The 21,594-nt window shown below is 73.7% G+C and carries 15 protein-coding genes and 1 pseudogene; 9 read left to right on the top strand and 7 right to left on the bottom strand.

Going from position 1 to position 21,594, the window contains the following annotated elements:
• Nucleotides 1–28 precede the first annotated feature (28 nt).
• The 3 genes from ACZ7KF_RS28155 to ACZ7KF_RS28145 are packed head-to-tail and all read right to left on the bottom strand — an operon-like array spanning nucleotide 29 to nucleotide 2,633.
• Nucleotides 29–1,186: an acetyl-CoA C-acetyltransferase gene (locus ACZ7KF_RS28155; RefSeq protein WP_471080700.1), complete on the bottom strand. Its 1,158-nt coding sequence runs from the start codon at nucleotides 1,184–1,186 to the stop codon at nucleotides 29–31.
• A 23-nt stretch (nucleotides 1,187–1,209) separates the two neighbouring features.
• On the bottom strand, nucleotides 1,210–1,821 hold the full coding sequence (locus ACZ7KF_RS28150; RefSeq protein WP_471080697.1) for a TetR/AcrR family transcriptional regulator: 612 nt from the start codon (nucleotides 1,819–1,821) through the stop codon (nucleotides 1,210–1,212).
• Between the two features lie 26 nt (nucleotides 1,822–1,847).
• Nucleotides 1,848–2,633: an SDR family oxidoreductase gene (locus ACZ7KF_RS28145; RefSeq protein WP_471080694.1), complete on the bottom strand. Its 786-nt coding sequence runs from the start codon at nucleotides 2,631–2,633 to the stop codon at nucleotides 1,848–1,850.
• Between the two features lie 50 nt (nucleotides 2,634–2,683).
• On the opposite strand from ACZ7KF_RS28145, the gene ACZ7KF_RS28140 reads away from it, so the two are divergent.
• Complete coding sequence (locus ACZ7KF_RS28140; protein WP_471080691.1) at nucleotides 2,684–3,823, top strand: acyl-CoA dehydrogenase family protein; 1,140 nt, start codon at nucleotides 2,684–2,686, stop codon at nucleotides 3,821–3,823.
• Nucleotides 3,823–4,827, top strand: a complete 1,005-nt coding sequence (locus ACZ7KF_RS28135) for an acyl-CoA dehydrogenase family protein (RefSeq protein ID WP_471080688.1) — start codon at nucleotides 3,823–3,825, stop codon at nucleotides 4,825–4,827. The genes ACZ7KF_RS28140 and ACZ7KF_RS28135 overlap by 1 nt, the downstream gene beginning before the upstream one ends.
• On the opposite strand, the gene ACZ7KF_RS28130 is transcribed toward ACZ7KF_RS28135, so the two are convergent.
• The 4 genes from ACZ7KF_RS28130 to ACZ7KF_RS28115 all read right to left on the bottom strand — a co-directional run bounded on the left by ACZ7KF_RS28130 (nucleotide 4,822) and on the right by ACZ7KF_RS28115 (nucleotide 13,059).
• Nucleotides 4,822–5,571: a VWA domain-containing protein gene (locus tag ACZ7KF_RS28130; RefSeq protein WP_471080685.1), complete on the bottom strand. Its 750-nt coding sequence runs from the start codon at nucleotides 5,569–5,571 to the stop codon at nucleotides 4,822–4,824. The two genes, ACZ7KF_RS28135 and ACZ7KF_RS28130, sit on opposite strands and share 6 nt — an antisense overlap.
• Nucleotides 5,572–5,823: 252 nt before the next feature.
• On the bottom strand, nucleotides 5,824–7,287 hold the full coding sequence (locus tag ACZ7KF_RS28125; protein WP_471080682.1) for a glutamate synthase subunit beta: 1,464 nt from the start codon (nucleotides 7,285–7,287) through the stop codon (nucleotides 5,824–5,826).
• On the bottom strand, nucleotides 7,280–11,878 hold the full coding sequence (gene gltB, locus ACZ7KF_RS28120; protein WP_471080679.1) for a glutamate synthase large subunit: 4,599 nt from the start codon (nucleotides 11,876–11,878) through the stop codon (nucleotides 7,280–7,282). Before gltB ends, ACZ7KF_RS28125 begins: the two co-directional genes overlap by 8 nt.
• Nucleotides 11,879–12,327: 449 nt before the next feature.
• Nucleotides 12,328–13,059 (bottom strand): VIT1/CCC1 transporter family protein, encoded by a 732-nt coding sequence (locus ACZ7KF_RS28115; protein WP_471080676.1) that lies wholly within the window; start codon nucleotides 13,057–13,059, stop codon nucleotides 12,328–12,330.
• 260 nt (nucleotides 13,060–13,319) lie between these two features.
• On the opposite strand from ACZ7KF_RS28115, the pseudogene ACZ7KF_RS28110 reads away from it, so the two are divergent.
• From ACZ7KF_RS28110 to ACZ7KF_RS28080, 7 genes and pseudogenes are all read left to right on the top strand, one after another.
• Nucleotides 13,320–14,313 (top strand): annotated as a pseudogene (locus ACZ7KF_RS28110) (ADP-ribosylglycohydrolase family protein); the annotation flags it as partial.
• 466 nt (nucleotides 14,314–14,779) lie between these two features.
• The gene (locus ACZ7KF_RS28105; protein ID WP_471080673.1) at nucleotides 14,780–15,898 is read left to right on the top strand and encodes an ADP-ribosylglycohydrolase family protein; all 1,119 of its coding nucleotides are present in this window, start codon (nucleotides 14,780–14,782) and stop codon (nucleotides 15,896–15,898) included.
• Nucleotides 15,899–15,906: 8 nt separating this feature from the next.
• Nucleotides 15,907–17,091, top strand: coding sequence for an ADP-ribosylglycohydrolase family protein (locus ACZ7KF_RS28100; protein WP_471080670.1), 1,185 nt, complete (start codon nucleotides 15,907–15,909; stop codon nucleotides 17,089–17,091).
• The gene (locus tag ACZ7KF_RS28095; RefSeq protein ID WP_471080667.1) at nucleotides 17,079–18,527 is read left to right on the top strand and encodes an ADP-ribosylglycohydrolase family protein; all 1,449 of its coding nucleotides are present in this window, start codon (nucleotides 17,079–17,081) and stop codon (nucleotides 18,525–18,527) included. The genes ACZ7KF_RS28100 and ACZ7KF_RS28095 overlap by 13 nt, the downstream gene beginning before the upstream one ends.
• Nucleotides 18,524–19,417, top strand: coding sequence for a ribokinase (rbsK, locus tag ACZ7KF_RS28090; RefSeq protein ID WP_471080664.1), 894 nt, complete (start codon nucleotides 18,524–18,526; stop codon nucleotides 19,415–19,417). The genes ACZ7KF_RS28095 and rbsK overlap by 4 nt, the downstream gene beginning before the upstream one ends.
• Complete coding sequence (locus tag ACZ7KF_RS28085; RefSeq protein WP_471080661.1) at nucleotides 19,414–20,619, top strand: CaiB/BaiF CoA transferase family protein; 1,206 nt, start codon at nucleotides 19,414–19,416, stop codon at nucleotides 20,617–20,619. Before rbsK ends, ACZ7KF_RS28085 begins: the two co-directional genes overlap by 4 nt.
• Nucleotides 20,616–21,428: an HpcH/HpaI aldolase/citrate lyase family protein gene (locus ACZ7KF_RS28080; RefSeq protein ID WP_471080658.1), complete on the top strand. Its 813-nt coding sequence runs from the start codon at nucleotides 20,616–20,618 to the stop codon at nucleotides 21,426–21,428. Before ACZ7KF_RS28085 ends, ACZ7KF_RS28080 begins: the two co-directional genes overlap by 4 nt.
• Nucleotides 21,429–21,594 lie beyond the last annotated feature (166 nt).

Genomic DNA, 21,594 nt, shown 5'->3' with positions numbered 1-21,594 from the left:
GCCGTGGGGCGATGCCCTTCGGCCCCGGTCACAGCCGTTCGACGATCGTCACGTTCGCCTGGCCGCCGCCCTCGCACATCGTCTGGAGGCCGTAGCGGCCGCCGGTGCGCTCCAGTTCGTGCAGGAGGGTCGTCATCAGCCGGGCGCCGGTCGCGCCGAGCGGGTGGCCGAGGGCGATCGCGCCGCCGTTGACGTTGACCTTGGCGGGGTCGGCGCCCGTCTCCTTCAGCCAGGCCAGGACGACGGGTGCGAAGGCTTCGTTGATCTCCACGAGGTCGATGGCGTCGATGCTCAGGCCGGTCTTCTTCAGGGCGTGCGCGGTGGCCGGTATGGGTGCGGAGAGCATGCGGATCGGGTCCTCGCCGCGCGCCGAGAGATGGTGGACGCGGGCGCGGGGGCGCAGCCCGTGGTCCCGTACCGCCCGTTCGGAGGCGAGCAGCAGGGCCGCGGCCCCGTCGGAGACCTGGGAGGAGCAGGCGGCGGTGATGGTGCCGCCGTCGAGGACGGGGCGCAGCGCGGCCATCTTCTCCAGGGAGGTGTCCCGGCGCGGGCCCTCGTCCACGCGGACCTCGCCGTAGGGGACGGTCTCGCGGTCGAAGCGGCCGGTGTCGATCGCCCAGATCGCGCGCCGGTGCGAGCGCAGGGCGAACTCCTCCTGCTCCTCGCGGCCGATGCCCCATCGCGCGGCGATCATCTCGGCGCCGGCGAACTGGTCGACGGGCCGGTCGCCGTAGCGGGCACGCCAGCCGGTGCTGCCGAGGAAGGGACCGTCGGCCAGGCCGAGGGGGACGGCGGCCTGCCGGGAGGCGAAGGCGAGGGGGACCTGGGACATGTTCTGCACCCCGCCCGCGACCACCAGGTCCTGGGTGCCGGAGAGCACGGCCTGCGCGGCGAAGTGCACGGCCTGCTGGGAGGAGCCGCACTGCCGGTCGACGGTCACGCCGGGCACTTCCTCGGGGAGGCCCGCGGCCAGCCAGCAGGTGCGGGCGATGTCCCCGGCCTGCGGTCCCACGGCGTCCAGACAGCCGAAGACCACGTCCTCCACCGCGGCCGGGTCGATCCCGGAGCGCGCCACCAGTTCTCCGAGCACCTGCGCGCCCAGGTCGGCCGGGTGGACCGCCCCGAGTCCTCCCCCGCGCTTGCCGACAGGTGTGCGGACCGCTTCGACGATGTAGGCCTCGGCCATGGCAACTCCCTCTCAGGAAAGGGCTATTCGCGTACGGCGATTCCGTCCAGCACCATCGACAGGTACTGGCGGGCGATCTCCTCGGGGCTGTGCCGGCCACCGGGCCGGTACCAGGAGGCGGCGACCCACACGGTGTCCCGCACGAACCGGTAGGTGAGCCGGACGTCCAGGTCCGCGCGGAAGACCCGCTCGGCGACCCCGCGTTCCAGCGTGCTGAGCCACGCCTTCTCGAACCGGCGCTGGGACTCGGCGAGGAAGGCGAACCGGTCCTGGGTGACGAGCTGCTTGCTCTCCTTCTGGTAGATGGCGACGGCCGCGCGGTGCCGGTCGATCTCCCGGAAGGACTCGGTGACCAGCGCCTCCAGCGTCTCGCGGGGGCCGAGTCCGGCGGCGAGGACCGTGTCGTAGCCGCTCCACAGCTCGTCGAGGAAGGTCCGCAGGATCTCCTCCAGCATCGACTCCTTGGAGTCGAAGTGGTAGTAGAGGCTGCCCGCGAGCATCCCCGCGTGGTCGGCGATCCTGCGGACGGTGGTGGCGTTGTAGCCGTGTTCGGCGAAGACCTCGGCTGCGGTGGTGAGGAGTTCTCCGCGCCGGGCCGCTGCCGCGGTCACCTGGGGCTTCTTCTTGGTCGGCACGCACCCATTGTGGTCTGCTCCGGCCGTCAGGGGTGCTGGCTGCTGACGGCGACGACCTCGCCGGTCATGTAGGAGGAGTAGCCGGAGGCGAGGAAGACGATCACGTTCGCCACCTCCCAGGGCTCCGCGTGGCGCCCGAGGGCCTCCCGTTCGGTCAGCTCGGCGAGCAGGGCCGCGGACGTGACCTTCGCCAGATGGGGGTGCATGGCGAGGGAGGGGGCGACCGCGTTGACCCGCACTCCGAACGCGGCGGCCTCGACGGCCGCGCACCGGGTCAGCGCCATCACGCCGGCCTTGGCGGCGGCGTAGTGGGCCTGCCCGGCCTGGGCGCGCCAGCCGACGACGGAGGCGTTGTTCACGATCACGCCGCCGCCGGTCTCCCGCATGGCGCGCAGGGCGGCCCGGGTGCAGCGGAAGGTGCCGTTCAAGGTGACGTCCAGGACGCGGGACCACTGGTCGTCCGTCATGTCGACGAGGTCCGAAGTGCCGCCCAGCCCGGCGTTGTTGACGACGACGTCCAGCCGCCCGTGCTCGGTCACGGCCGCGTCGAACAGGGACCGCACCTGGGCCTCGTCGGTGACGTCGCACGGCATCGCGGCGACCGCGCCGGGGAACTCCCGGGCCAGTTCGGCCGCGTGCTCCTTCAGCCGGCGCTGGTGGGCGTCGCTGATCAGCACCCGTGCGCCCTCCTCCAGGAAGCGGCGCGCGGTGGCTCCGCCGATGCCGGTGCCGGCCGCCGCGGTGACGACGGCGGTACGTCCGCGCAGCAGTCCGTGCCCGGGTTCGCGGACCGGGCTCTCGACGCCTGTCATGGGCCCACGCTAACCTACCAAACACTTGTTAGGGAAGGACGGTGACGGCGGTGGACCTGTCGCATTCCAGGGCCGACGAGGAGTTGCGCGCCGCGGCCCGCGCCTGGCTGGCGGCGCACGTCCCGCGCACGCCGCTGCCTTCCCTGGAGACGGCGGAGGGCTTCGCGGCGCACCGCGCGTGGGAGGCCGAACTGGCCGCGGACCGCTGGTCGGTGGTGTCCTGGCCGGAGCGGTTCGGCGGGCGGGACGCCGGGCTCGTGAGCTGGCTGGTGTTCGAGGAGGAGTACTGGGCGGCGGGCGCGCCGGGCCGGGTCGGGCAGAACGGCGTCAGCCTGCTCGCGCCCACGCTCTTCGCGTACGGAACCGAGGAGCAACGCGCCCGGGTGCTGCCGCCGATGGCCACCGGCGAGGTGGTCTGGGCACAGGCCTGGTCGGAGCCGGAGGCGGGCTCGGACCTCGCCGCGCTCGCCTCCCGGGCGGTCCGGACGGACGGCGGCTGGCGTCTGCACGGGCAGAAGACCTGGTCGTCACGGGCGGCCTTCGCGGACCGGGCTTTCGGCCTGTTCCGCAGCGACCCCGGCGCCCCCGAGCCGCACCAGGGCCTCACGTACCTGATGTTCGACCTGCGGGCCCCCGGCGTCACCGTCCGCCCGATCGGCCGCCTGGACGGCAAGCCGGCCTTCGCCGAGCTGTTCCTGGACGACGTGTTCGTCCCGGACGAGGACGTGATCGGCGAGCCGGGCCGGGGCTGGCGGATCGCGATGTCCGCCACGGGCGACGAACGCGGACTCACCCTGCGCTCCCCGGGCCGATTCCTCGCCGCGGCCGGACGGCTGCGGGAGCTGTGGCGGGCCAAGGGGTCGCCCGAGCACGCCCGCGCCCGGGTGGCCGACGCCCTGATCGCGGCCCGCGCCTACCAGCTGTTCGCCTACTCCGCCGCCTCCCGGGCGCTGGACGGCGCCCGGCTCGGCCCGGAGTCCAGCATGAACAAGCTGTTCTGGTCCGAGCTGGACCTGGCCCTGCACGAGACGGCGCTCGATCTGCTGGGCGCGGAGGGCGAACTGGCGGACGGCGCCTGGTCCGAGGGGTACGTCTTCTCGCTGGCCGGCCCCATCTACGCGGGCACGAACGAGATCCAGCGGGACATCGTCGCCGAGCGGCTGCTCGGCCTGCCGAAGGGACGCCGCTGATGCGCTTCCTCCTCGACGCCGACCAGCGCGCCTTCGCCGGCTCGCTGCACGCGATGCTGACCGCCGCGGACACCCCGGCGGTGATCCGGGACTGGAGCCGCGGCGACCACGCGCGCGGGCGCGCGCTGTGGTCGCGGATCGCGGAGGCCGGGGTGTTCGGTCTCGCGGTGCCCGAGGCGTACGGCGGGCTGGGGCCGCGGCCGGCCGAACTGGCGGTGGCCTTCGTGGAGCTGGGCCGGCACGCGGTGCCCGGTCCGCTCGCGGAGACGGTCGGGGCGGCCGTGCTCCTCGGCGAGCCTCCCCTGGCCAAACGCTTCCTGCCCGGACTCGCGGACGGGACGGACCTGGCGACGCTGGCGGCGCCCGGCGGTCACGCGGTCGACGGCGACGCGGCCACCCTGCGTCTGTCACCGGCCCCCGACGGCCTGTACCTCGGCACGGCGGCCCCCGGACCGGTGCGCCGCTCCCTGGACCCGGCCCGCCGGCTGACCGCGCTCGTCCCGGCCGGCGAACCCCTCGCCGCGGCCGTGCCGTACGACCGGGCTCTCACCTGGATCCGGCTGGCCACCGCCGCCCAGGCACTCGGCGTCGGACTCGCCCTGCTGGACCGGACGGTCGCCCATGTACGGCAACGCACCCAGTTCGGGGTGCCCATCGGCTCCTTCCAGGCCGTCAAGCACCGCCTGGCCGACGCGAAGACCACCCTGGAGTTCGCCCGCCCCCTGCTCTTCGGCGCGGCGCTGTCCCTGCGTCCGGCGGAGGTGGCCGCCGCCAAGCTCACGGCGTGCGAGGCGGCGTACCGGACGGCCCGTACGGCACTCCATCTGCACGGCGCGATCGGGTACACGGCGGAGTACGACCTGTCGCTGTGGCTGACCAAGGCGCGGGCACTGCGCGCGGCGTGGGGGACGCCGCAGGAGTGCCGGAGCCTGGTGCTCGCGGACGGGGTCCAGGAGGCGGCCGGCGGGCGGGGCGGCGGGACGAGCGGCGTCCGCGGCTCATGACCGGCGACGGGGCCCGACCCGGTCCGGCGCCACGACGCCCGCCTCGCACGCGGCCGAGAGCCACCGGGGGAACTCGCCGACCATCCGGTCGTACAGCTCGGCGTCGGAGACCCGCCGCGGATCCGCGCCCGCGTGGAAGAAGCCGGCGTTGTCCACGATCCGCTTGCCGGGCACCGCCAGTTCGTCCAGCTTCCGCAGGAACTCGAACTGCCGGCCGCCCGGGTCGCCGAAGCCGACGAACTGCCAGAACAGCGGCAGTCTCGCGGCCTTGCACAGATAGCGCTCGGCGGCGAGCTTGTTGATCGGTCCGCCGTCGGTCTGGAAGACGACCAGGGCGGGCGCGGTGGATCCGCTGTCCAGGTAGTGGTCGATGACGGCGTCCATCGCCAGGTGGTAGCTGGTCCGGCCCATGTGTCCGAGCCCGGACACGATCCGCTCTATCCGGCCGTGGTGGTCGGCGAGGGCGATGTCGGACACGGCGTCGACGTCGGTCGAGAAGAACACCACCGGCACCCGGCCGTCGTCGTCCAGATGGGCGGACAGGCCGAGCACGCGGTCGGCGAGCGCCTGCACACTGCCGTCCTGGTAGTACGGCTTCATCGAGCCCGAGTAGTCGACCACGAGATAGACGGCGGCCCGCAGCCCGTCCAGCCCGTGCCGGGCGAGGGACACCCCGGCGCTCTTGTACAGGCCGACCAGTGCGGGTGCGGTCCGCTCCACCTTGGTCAGACTGATGGCGGCCATGCGGGCTCCTTCACGACGGTCACCGCAGGGGGCAACGGGTGCGACGGGTGCCGAGGCTATGTCACCGAGGTGCGCCTTCAAACCGGCGGCCCCGTCCCCCGGAGCTGCGCGCGAGGAGGCCCCGGGCACCGCGGGGACATGCGGCGGCGCCTGCCCGGAGTCCGGTCGGGGACTGGTGGGCAGGCGCCGTCAGTGTTCCGTACGCCTTTGTACGGGACGTCTGCGGGGGACCTCAGGTCCCCGGTGAGCGCGTCAGACCGCCAGGGCGCGGTCCGTCGGGCGGATCGGGGCCGGCAGGTCGCTGGCTCCGGTCAGGTGGCGGTCGACTCCGCGGGCGGCCGAGCGGCCCTCCGCGATCGCCCACACGATGAGGGACTGGCCGCGGCCGGCGTCACCGGCGACGAACACACCCGGCACGTTGGTCTGGAAGTCGGCGTCGCGGGCGATGTTACCGCGTTCGTCGAGGTCCAGGCCGAACTGCTCGACCAGGCCGTTCTCCCGGTCGGTGCCGGTGAAGCCCATCGCGAGGGTGACCAGCTGGGCCGGGATCTTGCGCTCGGTGCCCGGCTTGGAGGTCAACTTTCCGTCGACGAACTCGACTTCGGCCAGGTGCAGCCACTGGACGTTGCCGTCCTCGTCGCCCTCGAAGTGGGTGGTGGAGGCGGCGTAGATCCGCTCACCGCCCTCCTCGTGCGCCGAGGTGACCTTGTAGAGGATCGGGAAGGTCGGCCAGGGCTGGTTGACGGCGTGCCGCTCGTCGTTGGGACGGGGCATGATCTCCAGCTGGGTGACGGAGGCCGCGCCCTGCCGGTGGGCGGTACCCACGCAGTCGGCACCGGTGTCACCGCCGCCGATGACGACGACGTGCTTGCCCTCGGCCGAGATCGGCGCGGTGACGTAGTCGCCCTCCTGGACCTTGTTGGCCAGCGGCAGGTACTCCATCGCCTGATAGATGCCCTTGAGCTCCCGCCCGGGGACGGGCAGGTCACGGGCGGTCGTCGCACCAGCGGCGATCACGACGGCGTCGTACCGCTTCTTCAGGTCCGTCGCCTTCAGGTCGCGGCCGATCTCGACGCCCGTGCGGAAGCGGGTGCCCTCCGCGCGCATCTGCTCGATACGGCGGTTGATGTGCCGCTTCTCCATCTTGAACTCGGGGATGCCGTACCGGAGGAGACCTCCGATGCGGTCCGCGCGCTCGTAGACGGCGACCGTGTGGCCGGCCCGGGTCAGCTGCTGGGCGGCGGCGAGACCCGCCGGACCCGAGCCGACGACCGCGACCGTCTTGCCGGACAGGCGCTCCGGGATCTGCGGGGCGACGTCCCCGGTCTCCCACGCCTTGTCGATGATCGAGACCTCGACGTTCTTGATGGTGACCGGCGGCTGGTTGATGCCCAGCACGCACGCCGACTCGCAGGGGGCCGGGCAGAGGCGACCGGTGAACTCCGGGAAGTTGTTGGTCGCGTGCAGGCGCTCCTGGGCGGCGGCCCAGTCCTCGCGGTAGGCGTAGTCGTTCCACTCGGGGATCAGGTTCCCCAGCGGACAGCCGTTGTGGCAGAACGGGATGCCGCAGTCCATGCAGCGGCTGGCCTGCTTGCTGATGATGGGCAGCAGGGAGCCGGGGACGTAGACCTCGTTCCAGTCCTTGACGCGCTCACCGACGGGACGGGTCCGGGCGACCTCGCGGCCGTGGTTCAGGAAGCCCTTCGGGTCAGCCATTGATCGCCGCCTCCATCATCTTCTCGGTGATCGCGGTCTCGGGGAGACCGGCTCGCTCGGCGGCGTCCTTGGCGGCGAGCACTGCCTTGTACGTGCTGGGGATGATCTTGCTGAACCGGGCCGCGGCCGCGTCCCAGTCGGCGAGCAGCTTCTCCGCGACGGTCGAGCCGGTCTCCTCGGCGTGGCGGCGCACCACGTCGTGCAGCCACTGCTTGTCGGTGTCGTCCAGCGCCTCGACCGACTCGGCGTTGCCGATGTTGACGTTGTCGCGGTCGAGGTCGATGACGTAGGCGACACCGCCGGACATGCCCGCCGCGAAGTTGCGGCCGGTCGGGCCGAGGACGACCGCGTGACCGCCGGTCATGTACTCGCAGCCGTGGTCGCCCACGCCCTCGGAGACGACCAGCGCGCCGGAGTTGCGGACGCAGAACCGCTCACCGGTACGGCCGCGCAGGAACAGCTCGCCGCCGGTGGCGCCGTAGCCGATGGTGTTGCCCGCGATGGTCGAGTACTCGGCGAGGTGGTCGGCCGCGCGGTCCGGGCGGACGACGATCCGGCCGCCGGAGAGGCCCTTGCCGACGTAGTCGTTGGCGTCGCCCTCCAGGCGCAGCGTGACACCGCGCGGCAGGAAGGCGCCGAAGGACTGGCCGGCAGAGCCGGTGAAGGTGATGTCGACGGTGTCGTCGGGCAGGCCCGCGCCGCCGAACTTCTTCGTCACCTCGTGGCCGAGCATGGTGCCGACCGTGCGGTTGATGTTGCGGATGGCGACCTGGGCGCGCACCGGCTGGGCCTCGGTGGCGTCGTTCGCGGCCAGGGCGTCGGCGGCGAGCTTGATCAGCTCGTTGTCCAGGGCCTTCTCCAGGCCGTGGTCCTGGGCGATCAGCTGGTGGCGGACGGCGCCCTCGGGCAGGTCGGGCACGTGGAACAGCGGCTTGAGGTCCAGGCCCTGCGCCTTCCAGTGGTCGACCGCGCGCTCGACGTCCAGCACCTCGGCGTGGCCGACGGCCTCCTCGATGGAGCGGAAGCCCAGCTCGGCCAGCAGCTCGCGGACCTCCTCGGCGATGAACTTGAAGAAGTTCACCACGTACTCGGCCTTGCCGGCGAAGCGGTCGCGCAGGACCGGGTTCTGGGTGGCGATGCCGACCGGGCAGGTGTCCAGGTGGCAGACGCGCATCATGACGCAGCCGGAGACGACGAGCGGGGCGGTCGCGAAACCGAACTCCTCGGCGCCGAGCAGCGCGGCGATGACCACGTCACGGCCGGTCTTCAGCTGGCCGTCCGTCTGGACGACGATCCGGTCGCGCAGGCCGTTGAGCAGCAGGGTCTGCTGGGTCTCGGCGAGGCCCAGCTCCCAGGGGCCGCCCGCGTGCTTCAACGAGGTCAGCGGGGAGGCACCCGTGCCGCCGTCGTGGCCGGAGATCAGCACGACGTCCGCGTGCGCCTTGGACACACCGGCCGCGACCGTGCCGACGCCGACCTCGGAGACCAGCTTGACGTGAATCCGCGCCTGCGGGTTCGCGTTCTTCAGGTCGTGGATCAGCTGGGCGAGGTCCTCGATGGAGTAGATGTCGTGGTGCGGCGGCGGGGAGATCAGGCCGACGCCCGGCGTCGAGTGACGCGTCTTGGCGACCCACGGGTAGACCTTGTGGCCGGGCAGCTGGCCGCCCTCGCCGGGCTTGGCGCCCTGGGCCATCTTGATCTGGATGTCGTCCGCGTTGACCAGGTACTCGGAGGTGACGCCGAAGCGGCCGGAGGCGACCTGCTTGATGGCGGACCGGCGCGCCGGGTCGTACAGGCGGTCCGGGTCCTCGCCGCCCTCACCGGTGTTGGACTTGCCGCCCAGCTGGTTCATGGCGATGGCGAGGGTCTCGTGCGCCTCCTTGGAGATGGAGCCGTACGACATGGCGCCGGTGGAGAAGCGCTTGACGATCTCCTCCGCCGGCTCGACCTCGTCGATGGAGATCGGGGCACGGCCGGACTTGAAGCCGAACAGGCCGCGCAGCGTCATCAGGCGCTCGGACTGCTCGTTCACCCGGCTCGTGTACTTCTTGAAGATGTCGTACCGGCCGGTGCGCGTGGAGTGCTGGAGCCGGAAGACCGTGTCCGGGTCGAACAGGTGCGGCTCGCCCTCGCGGCGCCACTGGTACTCGCCGCCGATCTCCAGCGCGCGGTGCGCCGGGGCGATGCCGGAGGCCGGGTAGGCCTTGGCGTGGCGGGCGGCGACCTCCTCGGCGATGACGTCGATGCCGACGCCGCCGATCTTGGTGGCGGTGCCGTTGAAGTACTTCTCCACGAAGGCCTGGTCCAGGCCGACGGCCTCGAAGACCTGGGCGCCGCGGTAGGAGGCGACGGTGGAGATGCCCATCTTGGACATGACCTTCAGGACGCCCTTGCCGAGGGCGTAGATCAGGTTCTTGATGGCCTTCTCGGGCTCGATGCCGTTGATGAAGGTGCCCGCGCGCAGCAGGTCCTCGACCGACTCCATCGCCAGGTACGGGTTGACGGCGGCGGCGCCGTAGCCGATGAGCAGGGCGACGTGGTGAACCTCGCGGACGTCGCCGGCCTCGACCAGCAGGCCCACCTGGGTGCGCTGCTTGGTGCGGATGAGGTGGTGGTGGACGGCCGCGGTGAGCAGCAGCGACGGGATCGGCGCGTGCTCGGCGTCGGAGTGGCGGTCCGACAGGACGATCAGACGGGCGCCGTTCTCGATCGCCGCGTCGGCCTCGGCGCAGATCTCCTCGATCCGCGCGGCGAGGGCGTCGCCGCCGCCGGAGACCCGGTACAGGCCGGACAGGGTCGCGGCCTTGAAGCCGGGCATGTCGCCGTCGGCGTTGATGTGGATGAGCTTGGCCAGCTCGTCGTTGTCGATGACCGGGAAGGGCAGGGTGACCGAGCGGCAGGAGGCGGCCGTCGGCTCCAGCAGGTTGCCCTCGGGGCCCAGCGAGGAGCGCAGCGAGGTGACCAGTTCCTCGCGGATCGCGTCCAGCGGCGGGTTGGTGACCTGGGCGAACAGCTGGGTGAAGTAGTCGAAGAGCAGGCGCGGGCGCTCGGAGAGAGCGGCGATCGGCGAGTCGGTGCCCATCGAACCGATCGGCTCCGCAGCCGTGCGGGCCATCGGGGCGAGGATGACGCGCAGCTCCTCCTCGGTGTACCCGAAGGTCTGCTGGCGGCGGGTGACCGAGGCGTGGGTGTGGACGATGTGCTCGCGCTCGGGCAGGTCACCGAGCTCGATCTCGCCGGCCTCCAGCCACTCGGCGTACGGCTTCTCCGTGGCGAGGGACGCCTTGATCTCGTCGTCCTCGATGATGCGGTGCTCGGCGGTGTCCACGAGGAACATGCGGCCGGGCTGCAGGCGGCCCTTGCGGACGACCTTGGCCGGGTCGATGTCGAGGACGCCGACCTCGGAGCCGAGGACGACGAGGCCGTCGTCGGTGACCCAGTAGCGGCCGGGGCGCAGACCGTTGCGGTCGAGCACGGCGCCGACCTGGGTGCCGTCGGTGAAGGTGACGCAGGCGGGGCCGTCCCAGGGCTCCATCATCGTGGAGTGGAACTGGTAGAAGGCGCGCCGGGCCGGGTCCATGGAGTCGTGGTTCTCCCACGCCTCCGGGATCATCATCAGCACGGAGTGCGGCAGCGAACGGCCGCCCAGGTGCAGCAGCTCCAGGACCTCGTCGAAGGAGGCGGAGTCGGAGGCGTCCGGGGTGCAGACCGGGAAGATGCGCTCCAGCCCCTTCTCGGAGGAGCCGAACAGGTCGGAGACCAGCTGCGACTCACGGGCGCGCATCCAGTTGCGGTTGCCCTTGACGGTGTTGATCTCACCGTTGTGCGCGACGAAGCGGTACGGGTGCGCGAGCGGCCACGACGGGAAGGTGTTCGTGGAGAACCGGGAGTGCACGAGCGCGATCGCGGAGGCGAAGCGGCGGTCGGACAGGTCCGGGAAGAAGGGCTCCAGCTGGCCGGTGGTCAGCATGCCCTTGTAGACGATCGTCCGGGCGGACAGGGAGGGGAAGTACACCCCTGCCTCGCGCTCGGCGCGCTTGCGCAGCACGAAGGCCCTGCGGTCCAGCGCGATGCCCTCGCTGGCGCCGTCGGTCACGAAGATCTGCCGGAAGGCCGGCATGGTGGAGCGGGCGGTGGCACCCAGCAGCTCGGGGGCGACCGGGACCTCGCGCCAGCCGAGGACCGTCAGGCCCTCCTCGGCGGCGATCGTCTCGATACGTGAGACGGCGTCCTCGGTGCCCTCCTCCGGCAGGAACGCGATGCCTACCGCGTAGGCACCGGCCGCGGGAAGGTCGAATTCGGCCACCTCGCGGAGGAAGGCGTCCGGCACCTGGGAGAGGATGCCCGCGCCGTCACCCGAGTCGGGCTCGGAGCCGGTGGCGCCACGGTGCTCCAGGTTCCGCAGGACCGTGAGGGCCTGCTCGACCAGGGTGTGGGACGCCTCGCCGGTGAGGGTGGCGACGAAACCGACGCCGCACGCGTCGTGTTCGTTGCGGGGGTCGTACATACCCTGCGCAGCAGGGCGAGCATCCATGAAGGACCAGTTCTGGCCATTCGCGGAATGCTGGGACGGCTGGCGCGGCGTACGCATCGGCTCTCCCGTCGTCGTCATGTGGCATGTGGCAGGTGCCGAGGGACGACGTTGGCCCTCTGCTGAGATCAAAATTTCGTGCAGGTTACATGATGGGGCGGTTCCCGGGAACCGGATACACCGTTCCAACATGCGGACGCCGCGGTCGCAGCGGGGGTGCCGCGCGAACGCAGCGGGTGCCGTGCGGTTGCGGCGGCTGCCGTGCGGTGACGGCGGGGGTGCCGTGCCATGACGGCCGATGTCTGCTGGGGGGGCCGTGACGGACAGGATCGGTCGGATCGGCGTCCGGCGGCCCGAAAGGGGGGCCGGGGGGAGCGTCATCGCCCACCCCGCGGGGGTGCGGCAGGCCTCATTGCCCACAGCGCTTACGGCTCATGCCCGGTGGTCACGCACTCGAAACCAGCGAGTAACGGGTACTTATGCGGCCCAACGCATAGGTACCGGTCGACCTATCCTACGGCCGTTCCGAACAGGCTGCCCAGGGCGTACGTCACACCGGCCGCCGCGCCGCCGAGCGCGAGCTGCCGCAGACCGCTGAACCACCAGCTGCGCGCCGTCACTCTGGCCACGACGGCACCGCAGCCGAAGAGCCCGGCGAGCGCGAGCAGCACGGCGGGCCACAGCACGGACGCGCCGAGCAGGTACGGCAGCACGGGCAGCAGCGCGCCGAGGGCGAACGAGCCGAAGGACGACACGGCGGCGACCAGCGGCGAGGGCAGATCGCCGGGGTCGATGCCGAGCTCCTCGCGGGCGTGTATCTCCAGGGCCTGCTCGGGATCCGCGGACAGCTGCCGGGCGACCTGCCGGGCCAGCTCCGGCTCGACACCGCGGGCGACGTACAGCGCGGCCAGCTCCTCCTCCTCGTCCTGCGGGTGCTTGCGCAGCTCGCGGCGCTCGACGTCCAGCTCGGCCTCGACGAGCTCGCGCTGGGAGGCGACGGAGGTGTACTCGCCGGCCGCCATAGAGAAGGCGCCGGCGGCGAGCCCCGCGAGACCGGTGACGACGATGGTCTGCTGGCCCACGGATCCGCCGGCCACACCCGTCATCAGGGCGAGGTTGGAGACGAGGCCGTCCATGGCGCCGAAGACCGCGGGGCGGAGCCAGCCGCCGTTCACATCGCGGTGCGTGTGGTTGTCGCGATGCGCTTCGTGCAGCGCGGCCTCGGTCTCGATGATCGCCATGCGGGCCCCCAGGGAAGCTTAGCCAAAGCTAACTTTGGACGAGTTCTACTTTTTGACAGCGCAAAATCTACGCCTTCTCTTCCCTCTTTGCCAGCAAGGAAAGGCTCGGCTAACCTGCGATTTCCTGGCCTTACGCTCATTTGTGCGATGAAAAGCTCAGATGCCGAGTGGGTGACAGAGGGGCTCCGCAGGCACGCGCGGACACCTCCCGTGGGACACATCCGCAAAGGGTCCCGCGACCCCGCCCAAGGAGGCCGCCCATGGCATCGATCGCCTGCACTCCCCCGGTCCCGGCGCCCGGGGACGCCACCGGGCTGCGCGAGCGGGCCCGCGGCGCGCTGCTCGGCCTGGCCGTGGGCGACGCGCTCGGGGCCCCGGCGGAGAACCTCAAACCCTCCGAGATCCGGGCCCGCTGGGGCCGGATCACCGGGTACGTGGCCGAGCACCCCTGCGGTACCGACGACACCGAGTACGCGATCTTCTCCGGTCTGCTGCTGGCCCGGCACGGCCCGGCGCTCACCCCGGCGGACGTGGAGGCGGCCTGGCACGCGTGGATCGCCGACCGGGCCGAGAGCCCCTTCCGTGGCGCGGGCTTCAGCGAGCGCGGCACGCTGGAGAACCTGCGCCGCGGCCTCGCCGCCCCGATCTCCGCCCAGCACCGGCACGCCTGGAGCGACGGCCTGGCGATGCGGGCGGCCCCTTTCGGGGTCTTCGCGGCCGGCCGCCCCGCCGAAGCGGCCCGCCTGGTGGCCATCGACGGCTCGGTCAGCCACGAGGGCGAGGGCATCTACGGCGGCCAGGCGGTCGCGGCGGGGGTGGCGGCGGCGATGACCGGCGCCACGGTCCCGGTGGTGATCGCCGCGGCCCTCGCCGTCGTCCCGGACGACTCCTGGACGGCTCGCTCGCTGCGGCGGGCGGTGGCGGTGGCGCACCACGGCGAGCGCGCGGTCCGCTCCGCGGTCGTCATCGGCGGCTATCCCTGGACCGACCTGGCCCCCGAGGCGGTCGCCCTCGCCTTCGGCGCGTACGCGGCGGCCGACGGCGACTTCCGGGAGGCGGTCCTGACGGCCGTCAACATGGGCCGCGACGCGGACACGACGGCGGCGGTGGCCGGCGCGCTCTCCGGCGCGACCCAGGGCCTCGCCGCGATCCCCCCAGCCTGGGCCTCGGCCATCGGCCCGGCCCGCGGCCGCTGTCTGCCGTCCGTGGCGGGCCACCACGTCCTGGAGGTGGCGGACCTGCTGCTGGACACGGAGCCGCCCACCCCCCGGCCGGCCGCGCCCACCGCGGCCCTCCCCCCACCGCCCACCCCCCAGCCGACCCCACCGCTGCCTCCGCCGCCCGCCCCCCGGCCGACCGCACCCACCCCCGCCGTCTCCCCACCACCCGACCTCCAGCCGGCCCCACCGACCCCAGCCCTCCCCCCACCGCCTGCCACCCGGCCGACCGCACCCACCCCCGCCCTCGCCGCACCACCCGCCCCCCAGCCGGCCCCACCGACCCCAGCCCCCTCCCCACCGCCCACCGCTCAACCGGACGCCCCCGCCCCCACCCCCACCCCACCCCTCACCTCCCAGCCGGCCACCCAGCTCCCGCCCCCTCCTCCCGCCGCCCAGCCGGCCGAGTCCGGTGGTGGGTGGGCGGGGGATCCGGGGGCCCGGGGGCCGAGCCCTCTGGTGGGTGCCGGGAACCACGGGCAGGCGGACGGCGAGGGCCGGCCGTGACGGCGCGCCGGATCGAGGGGCTGCTGCTCGGCCTCGCCGCGGGGGACGCCGCCGGCTGGCCCGCCGCCCGGCACCGGGCCGCGCGGATGCCCGAGTGGACCCGCCGCCTCACCCGCGAACTGGACACCTTCGCCGAGCAGAACGCCACCACCACCCTCCCCGTGCCGATCGCCCTCAATCAGCCGCCCGAACCCCTCCGCCTCGGCCCCTCCGACGACGCCGAGTGGGCGGTGTTCGCCGCGGAGGCGGTCCTGCGGGCCGGCGACGACGACGTCCTCGGCGACCTCAGCCGGGCCCGCCGTATGCGCGCCGCCATCGACCTCACCTGGACCGCCGTGGCCTCCGAGGTCGCCGCCGCCGCGGACCGCGCCCCGGAGATCGAGTCCGCCGTCCTGCCCCTGCGCGCCCGCATCTCCGTCCGGGCCGGCCTCGGCAACCTCGCCACCGGCCTGCGGCCGCCCGCCACCGGCCACGACAACCCGCACTACTTCGACGACGCGGCCTGCGTCCGCGCCTGCGTCCTCGCCGTGGCCCATCCCGGAGACCCCCGGCAGGCCGCCGCACTCGCCGAGTTCGACGCCCGCTACACCCAGGACGGCGACGGCGTACACGGTGCGCGGGCCATGGCGGCGGCCCTCTCGCTCGCCCTCGCCGACGCGGACACCGACAGCTGTGTCACCGCCGCGCTGGCCGAACTCCCGGCGGACACGGAGATCGGCCGCAACACCCGCCACGCGCTCGCCCTGGCCGAGGACAGCGACTCCGCCTTCGCCCTCGTCCCCCTCCTGGAGCACCAGATCGTCGACCACGTCTACAGCTACGGCATCGCCGCCGCCGAGACCGTCCCCGTCGCCCTCGCCCTCGCCACCGCCGCCCGGGGCCGTATCGCCGAGGCCGTACCGGCCGCCGCCTGTCTGTCCCGGGTCGCCGACTCCGCCCCCGCCCTGGCGGGCGCGCTGACCGGAGCCCTCGGCGGCGGCGCGGCCGTCCCGGGAACCTGGCGCGACGCCTGCCGCCTCCTGCCCGGCTGCACCCTGCCCCGCCTCACCGGCACCGACCTGGTCGAACTCGCCGGACTCCTGGAAGCCGCACAACCGGCCCGGCCAGGAGGATGATTCGGGGCATGACGCCCAATGCAGAAGAAAGCAGCGGCCCCGGTCGGAGCAGTCTCGCCGACCGGATCACCGGGGCCCTGGTCGGAGCCGCCGTCGGCGACGCCCTCGGCGGGCCGGTCGAGGGCTACTCACCCGACCAGATCGTCGAGCGCCACGGCGGCCGGGTGCACGGCATCGTCGGCCCCTGGCACGGCGACGCCTGGCGCACCGCCCGCCCCGTCGCCCCGTACCACAAGGGCGACGGCCACGTCACCGACGACACCCTGATGACGCATGCGCTGGTCCGGGTCTACGAGCGCGTCCGCGACCACCTGGACGCGTACGCCGTGGCCGACCACCTGGTCCCGGACCTGATGACCACCCCCCGCTGGATCCCGGAGCTGGAGGCCGAGGCCCTGCCGCTGCACCGCCTCTTCCTCGCCGAGAAGTGGCTGGTGGCCCGGCTGGCGTACGGCCACGCCGACCCCCGGGAGGCGGGCGTCGGCAACATCGTCAACTGCGGCGCCGCGATGTACATGGCCCCGGTCGGCCTGGTCAACGCGGCCCACCCGGCCGCCGCCCACGCCGAGGCCCTGGACATCGCCGGCGCGCACCAGTCCTCGTACGGCCGGGAGGCGGCCGGTGTCTTCGCGGCGGCGGTGGCCGCCGCGACCGCACCCGGCGCGACCCCGGACTCGGTCGTGGCCGCCTGTCTGTCCCTGGCGCGGGACGGCACCCGCGAGGCGATCGAGAAGGTGTGCGAAGTCGCCGCCCGTCACCGGGACTTCGAGTCGGCGCTCGGCCCGCTGCGTGCGGCGGTGGCCCCGTACGACACCGTCGGCCCGGACTACCGCGCCCCCTCGCTCGGCGCCCGCCGCCCCTCCCGGCTGCACTCCGTCGAGGAACTGCCCGTCGCCCTGGGCATGCTGGTCGTGGCGGGCGGCGACTACCGGCACGCCGTGCTGGGCTCGGTCAACTACGGCCGGGACTGCGACTCGATCGCCACGATGGCCGGTGCGCTCGCGGGCGCGCTCGGCTCGCCCGTGCCCGAGGAGTGGGCGAAGACGGTCGCGGACGCGAGCCGCCTGGACCTGTGGGCGCCGGCCCGCGCCCTCACCGAGGTCGCGCACGAGATCTTCGAGCGGGACGTGCGTCGCCGGCGCGCTCACGAGCAGGCGTTCACCACCCTCGGAGGCCGGCCGTGCTCCGACTGACCTGGGTCCAGCCGGAGGACCTGCTGGGCCACGAGCTGCGCCAGGCCCGGCTGGACGGGCGCGAGCCCTCGGCGATCGAGGCGCGCTGGCGGGCGGCGGGCGGGCCGGACGCGCCGGAGCGGGCGGGCGCGTCCGCGCACCGGGTCTCCCGCTATCTGCGGCTGCTGGCCGAGGACCTGCTGGACGAACTCGCCGATCTGCCCGGCCGCTTCGCCGAGGACGAGCCGACGGACCTGGCCCGCATCAAGTCCCGGTGCCCGGACTGGCCGGCGTCACCGGCCGCCCGGCGGCGGCCGGCCCGCGACCCCGGGCAGCAGGCGGCCGACCGCACCCGCACGACGGATCCGCGCCCTGCCCCGTCCGGCGTCGCCGGGGACCGCTTCCCGGCCGCCCTGGAAGCCGCCTGGCTGGGCAGGGCCATCGGCTGCCTCCTCGGCAAACCGGTGGAGAAGCTCCCGCTCGACGGCATCCGGGCTCTCGCCAAGGCGACCGGCAACTGGCCCCTCACCGCCTACTTCACCGCCCGGGGAGTCCCGGCGGACCTCCTCGCCGCCCACCCCTGGAACCGCCGCTCGGCCGCCACCTCCCTCGCCGAGAACATCGACGGCATGCCGGTGGACGACGATCTCGACTACCCGCTCCTCAACCTCCTCCTGCTCCAGCGCCACGGACGCGACTTCACCACCGACGACGTGGCGCGGCTCTGGCTCGACGAGCTGCCGCCCGGCCGTACCTTCACCGCCGAGCGCATCGCCCACCGCAATCTCCTCGCCGGTATCGAACCCCCGCACACGGCCCGGCACCGCAACCCGTTCCGCGAGTGGATCGGCGCCCTGATCCGCGCCGACATGCACGGCTGGAGCAATCCCGGCGACCCGGCCGCCGCCGCCGAACAGGCGCACCGCGACGCGGTCCTGACCCACACCGCCAACGGCGTGTACGCGGCGATGTTCACGGCCGCCACGATCGCCGCCGCCGCCACCGGCACGCACGACGTCCACGCCTGCCTGCGCGCCGGCCGCACGGTGGTCCCGACCCGCTCCCGCCTCGCGAGCGCGCTCGACCACGCCGTCCACCTGGCCACCGTCACCCCCGACTTCGACGAGGTCGTGGACGAACTCCACGCCGTCTACGCGCCCGCCCACCACTGGGTCCACGCCCTGCCCAACACCGCCCTGATCGCCGCCGCCCTCACCCACGCCGACGGCGACTTCACGGGCTCCGTCTGCCGTGCGGTGTCGGGCGGCCTGGACACCGACTCCGCCGGGGCGACCGCGGGCAGCATCGCCGGCCTCCTCGCCGGCTCCCCCGCCGCGCTCCCCGACCGCTGGCGGGCCCCGCTGAAGAACCGGCTCGCCACCACCGTCGCCGATTTCGACGGCACCGGCTTCGACACCCTCGCCCACCTCACCCACCTGGAGGCGACCCGACCATGACCCACATCGCCGTCCTCGGCAGCACGAACATGGACCTCGTCACCTATGTCGCCAAGGCCCCGCAGCGCGGGGAGACCGTGACCGGACGGGAGTTCCGCACGATCCCCGGCGGCAAGGGTGCCAACCAGGCGATCGCCGCGGCCCGCGCGGGCGCCACCGTCTCGATGATCGGCGCGGTCGGCAACGACGCCTTCGGCCTGCGGCTGCGCGACACCCTCGAACACTCCGGCGTGGACACCGACTTCCTGCGCACGGTGGAGGGCCCCTCCGGTACCGCGCACATCGTGGTGGACGACGAGGGCGGCAACGCGATCGTCGTCATCCCCGGCGCGAACGGCACCGTCGACCATCTCTCCCCCGGCGACGAGGGGGTGATCGCCACCGCCGACGCGCTGCTGCTGCAACTGGAGATCCCGCTGGCGGCGGTCGTCGCGGGCGCGGAAGCCGCCCGTCGGCACGGCGTCCGGACGGTTCTCACCCCGGCCCCGGCCCAGCCGCTGCCGCCCGAACTCCTCGCCGTCGTCGACCTGCTGGTGCCGAACGAGTACGAGGCGGTCACCCTCACCGGCCGCACCGACCCGCGCGAGGCGGCGGCCGCCCTGCTGGACCTGGTGCCGGAGGTCGTCGTCACGCTGGGCGCCACGGGCTGCCTCTTCCTCACCCGTGGCGTCGAACCGCTCGTGGTCCCCGCGCCCCGCGTGAGCGCCGTCGACTCCACGGGCGCGGGCGACACCTTCGTCGGCGCGCTCGCCGTGGCCCTCGCCGAGGAGAAACCGGTACGGGAGGCCCTGTCCTGGGCGGCTGCCGCGGCGGCGATCTCCGTCCAGCGGGAAGGGGCGTCGGCGTCGATGCCGTACCGCCCGGAGATCGATGCCCAGTACACCGCATGAGTACGACGACACGGACGCTGCCGGCCCTGGACGGCCTGCGGGTGCTGGACCTGGCGACCCTCTTCGCGGGGCCGATGGCCGCCACGCTGCTGGGGGACTTCGGCGCGGAGGTGATCAAGGTCGAGCATCCCCGGCGGCCCGACCCCTCCCGCGGTCACGGCCCGGCCAAGCACGGCGTCGGCCTGTGGTGGAAGGTGCTCGGCCGCAACAAGCGGGCCATCACCCTCGATCTGTCCACGTCCGGGGGCCGGGCCACCCTGCTGCGGCTCGCCGCCACCGCCGACGTGGTGATCGAGAACTTCCGCCCCGGCACCCTGGAGCGGTGGGACCTCGGCTGGCCCGAGCTGTCGGCGGCCAACCCCCGGCTGGTCCTCGCCCGGGTCACCGCCTTCGGCCAGTTCGGCCCGTACGCGCACCGCCCCGGCTTCGGCACCCTCGCCGAGGCGATGAGCGGCTTCGCCGCGGTCACCGGCGAACCGGACGCGGCCCCGACACTGCCGCCCTTCGGTCTCGCCGACTCGGTCGCGGGCCTGGCGACCGCGTACGCCGTGCTGACGGCGCTGGCCGCGCGCGAGCGCACCGGCGCGGGCCAGGTCGTCGACATGGCGATCATCGAACCGATCCTGTCGGTCCTCGGCCCGCACCCCACCTGGTACGACCAGCTGGGCTACGTCCAGGAACGCACCGGGAACCGGTCCGCGAACAACGCCCCGCGCAACACCTACCGCGCCGCCGACGGCACCTGGATCGCCGTCTCCACCTCCGCCCAGTCGGTGGCGGAGCGGGTGCTGCGGCTGGTGGGGCGCCCGGAGCTGATCGAGGAGCCGTGGTTCGCCACGGGTGCCGGCCGGGCCGCGCACGCCGACGTCCTGGACGAGGCGGTCGGCTCCTGGATCGCCGCCCGCCCCCGCGCCGAGGTGCTCGCGGCCTTCGAGAAGGCGGAGGCCGCGGCGGCGCCCGTGCAGGACGTCCGGGACGTCCTGGCCGACCCCCAGTACCAGGCCCTGGACACGGTCACCACCGTCGCCGACCCGGAGCTGGGGCCGCTGCGCATGCAGAACGTCCTCTTCCGCCTCTCCGCCACGCCCGGCGCGATCCGCTGGGCCGGCCGCCCGCACGGCGCCGACACGGACGCCGTCCTCACCGAGCTGGGCCTCACCCGGGCCGACCTCGCGGCTCTGCGCGCGGCGGGCGCCCTGTGAGCCGCCACCCGCTGACCTGGCTCTACGCCCCCGGCGACCGCCCGCACGTGGTCGCCAAGGCACTGGCGGCGGGCGCCGACGTGGTGGTGGTCGACCTGGAGGACGCGGTCGACCCGGACCGCAAGGGGTACGCCCGCGCGGCCACCGCGGAACTCCTGACGGAGCCGCAGCCGGTCCCGGTGCACGTCCGTGTCAACGCCCCGGAGAGCCCGTGGGCCGCCGCCGACCTCACCGCCCTGACCGGCCAGCCGGGCCTGGCCGGTCTGCGGCTCCCGAAGGTGACGGCGCCGGAGGAGGTACGGCGGGTGGCCGTGGCCACTCCGGTCCCCCTCTTCGCGCTGCTGGAGTCGGCCCTCGGCATCGAGCACGCCTACGCCATCGCGACCGCCCACCCGGCTCTGCGGGGCATCGCCCTGGGCGAGGCGGACCTCCGGGCCGACCTGGGGGTACGGGCCGACACGGGTCTCGACTGGCCGCGCTCCCGGGTGGTCGTCGCGGCCCGCGCCGCGGGTCTCGCCCCACCGCCCCAGTCGGTCCACCCCGACATCCGTGATCTGGACGGCCTCGCCGCGTCCTGCGTCCACGGCCGCGCCCTCGGCTTCCTGGGCCGCGCCGCGATCCACCCCCGGCAGCTGCCGGTGATCGAGCGGGCCTATCTGCCCACTCCGGCGGAGATCGAGCACGCGGAAACGATCATCAAGGCGGCGGCGACCGACCAGGGCGCCCAAGCCCTCCCCGACGGCCGCTTCATCGACGCGGCGGTGGTGGCCATGGCCCGGCGCACCCTGTCACTGACCGACAGAACCTGAAACCCGCCCGCCACAGAGCCTGGAACCCCGCCCGCGACCGACGCCCCTCCCCACGCAGTACCGATCACCGCACCCCGGCCGACCCGACCCGCCCCCCCGAGACGCACCCCCAGGAGGCCGGCGGTCGCCGCTGCCTCTCCCCGGTCGCGACGGCGATCGGCGGCGG

This window comes from Streptomyces sp. NPDC038200, from assembly GCF_055600785.1.
The sequence above is the reverse complement of the archived record's forward strand: the minus strand, read 5'-3'. Positions and strand labels throughout refer to the sequence as shown.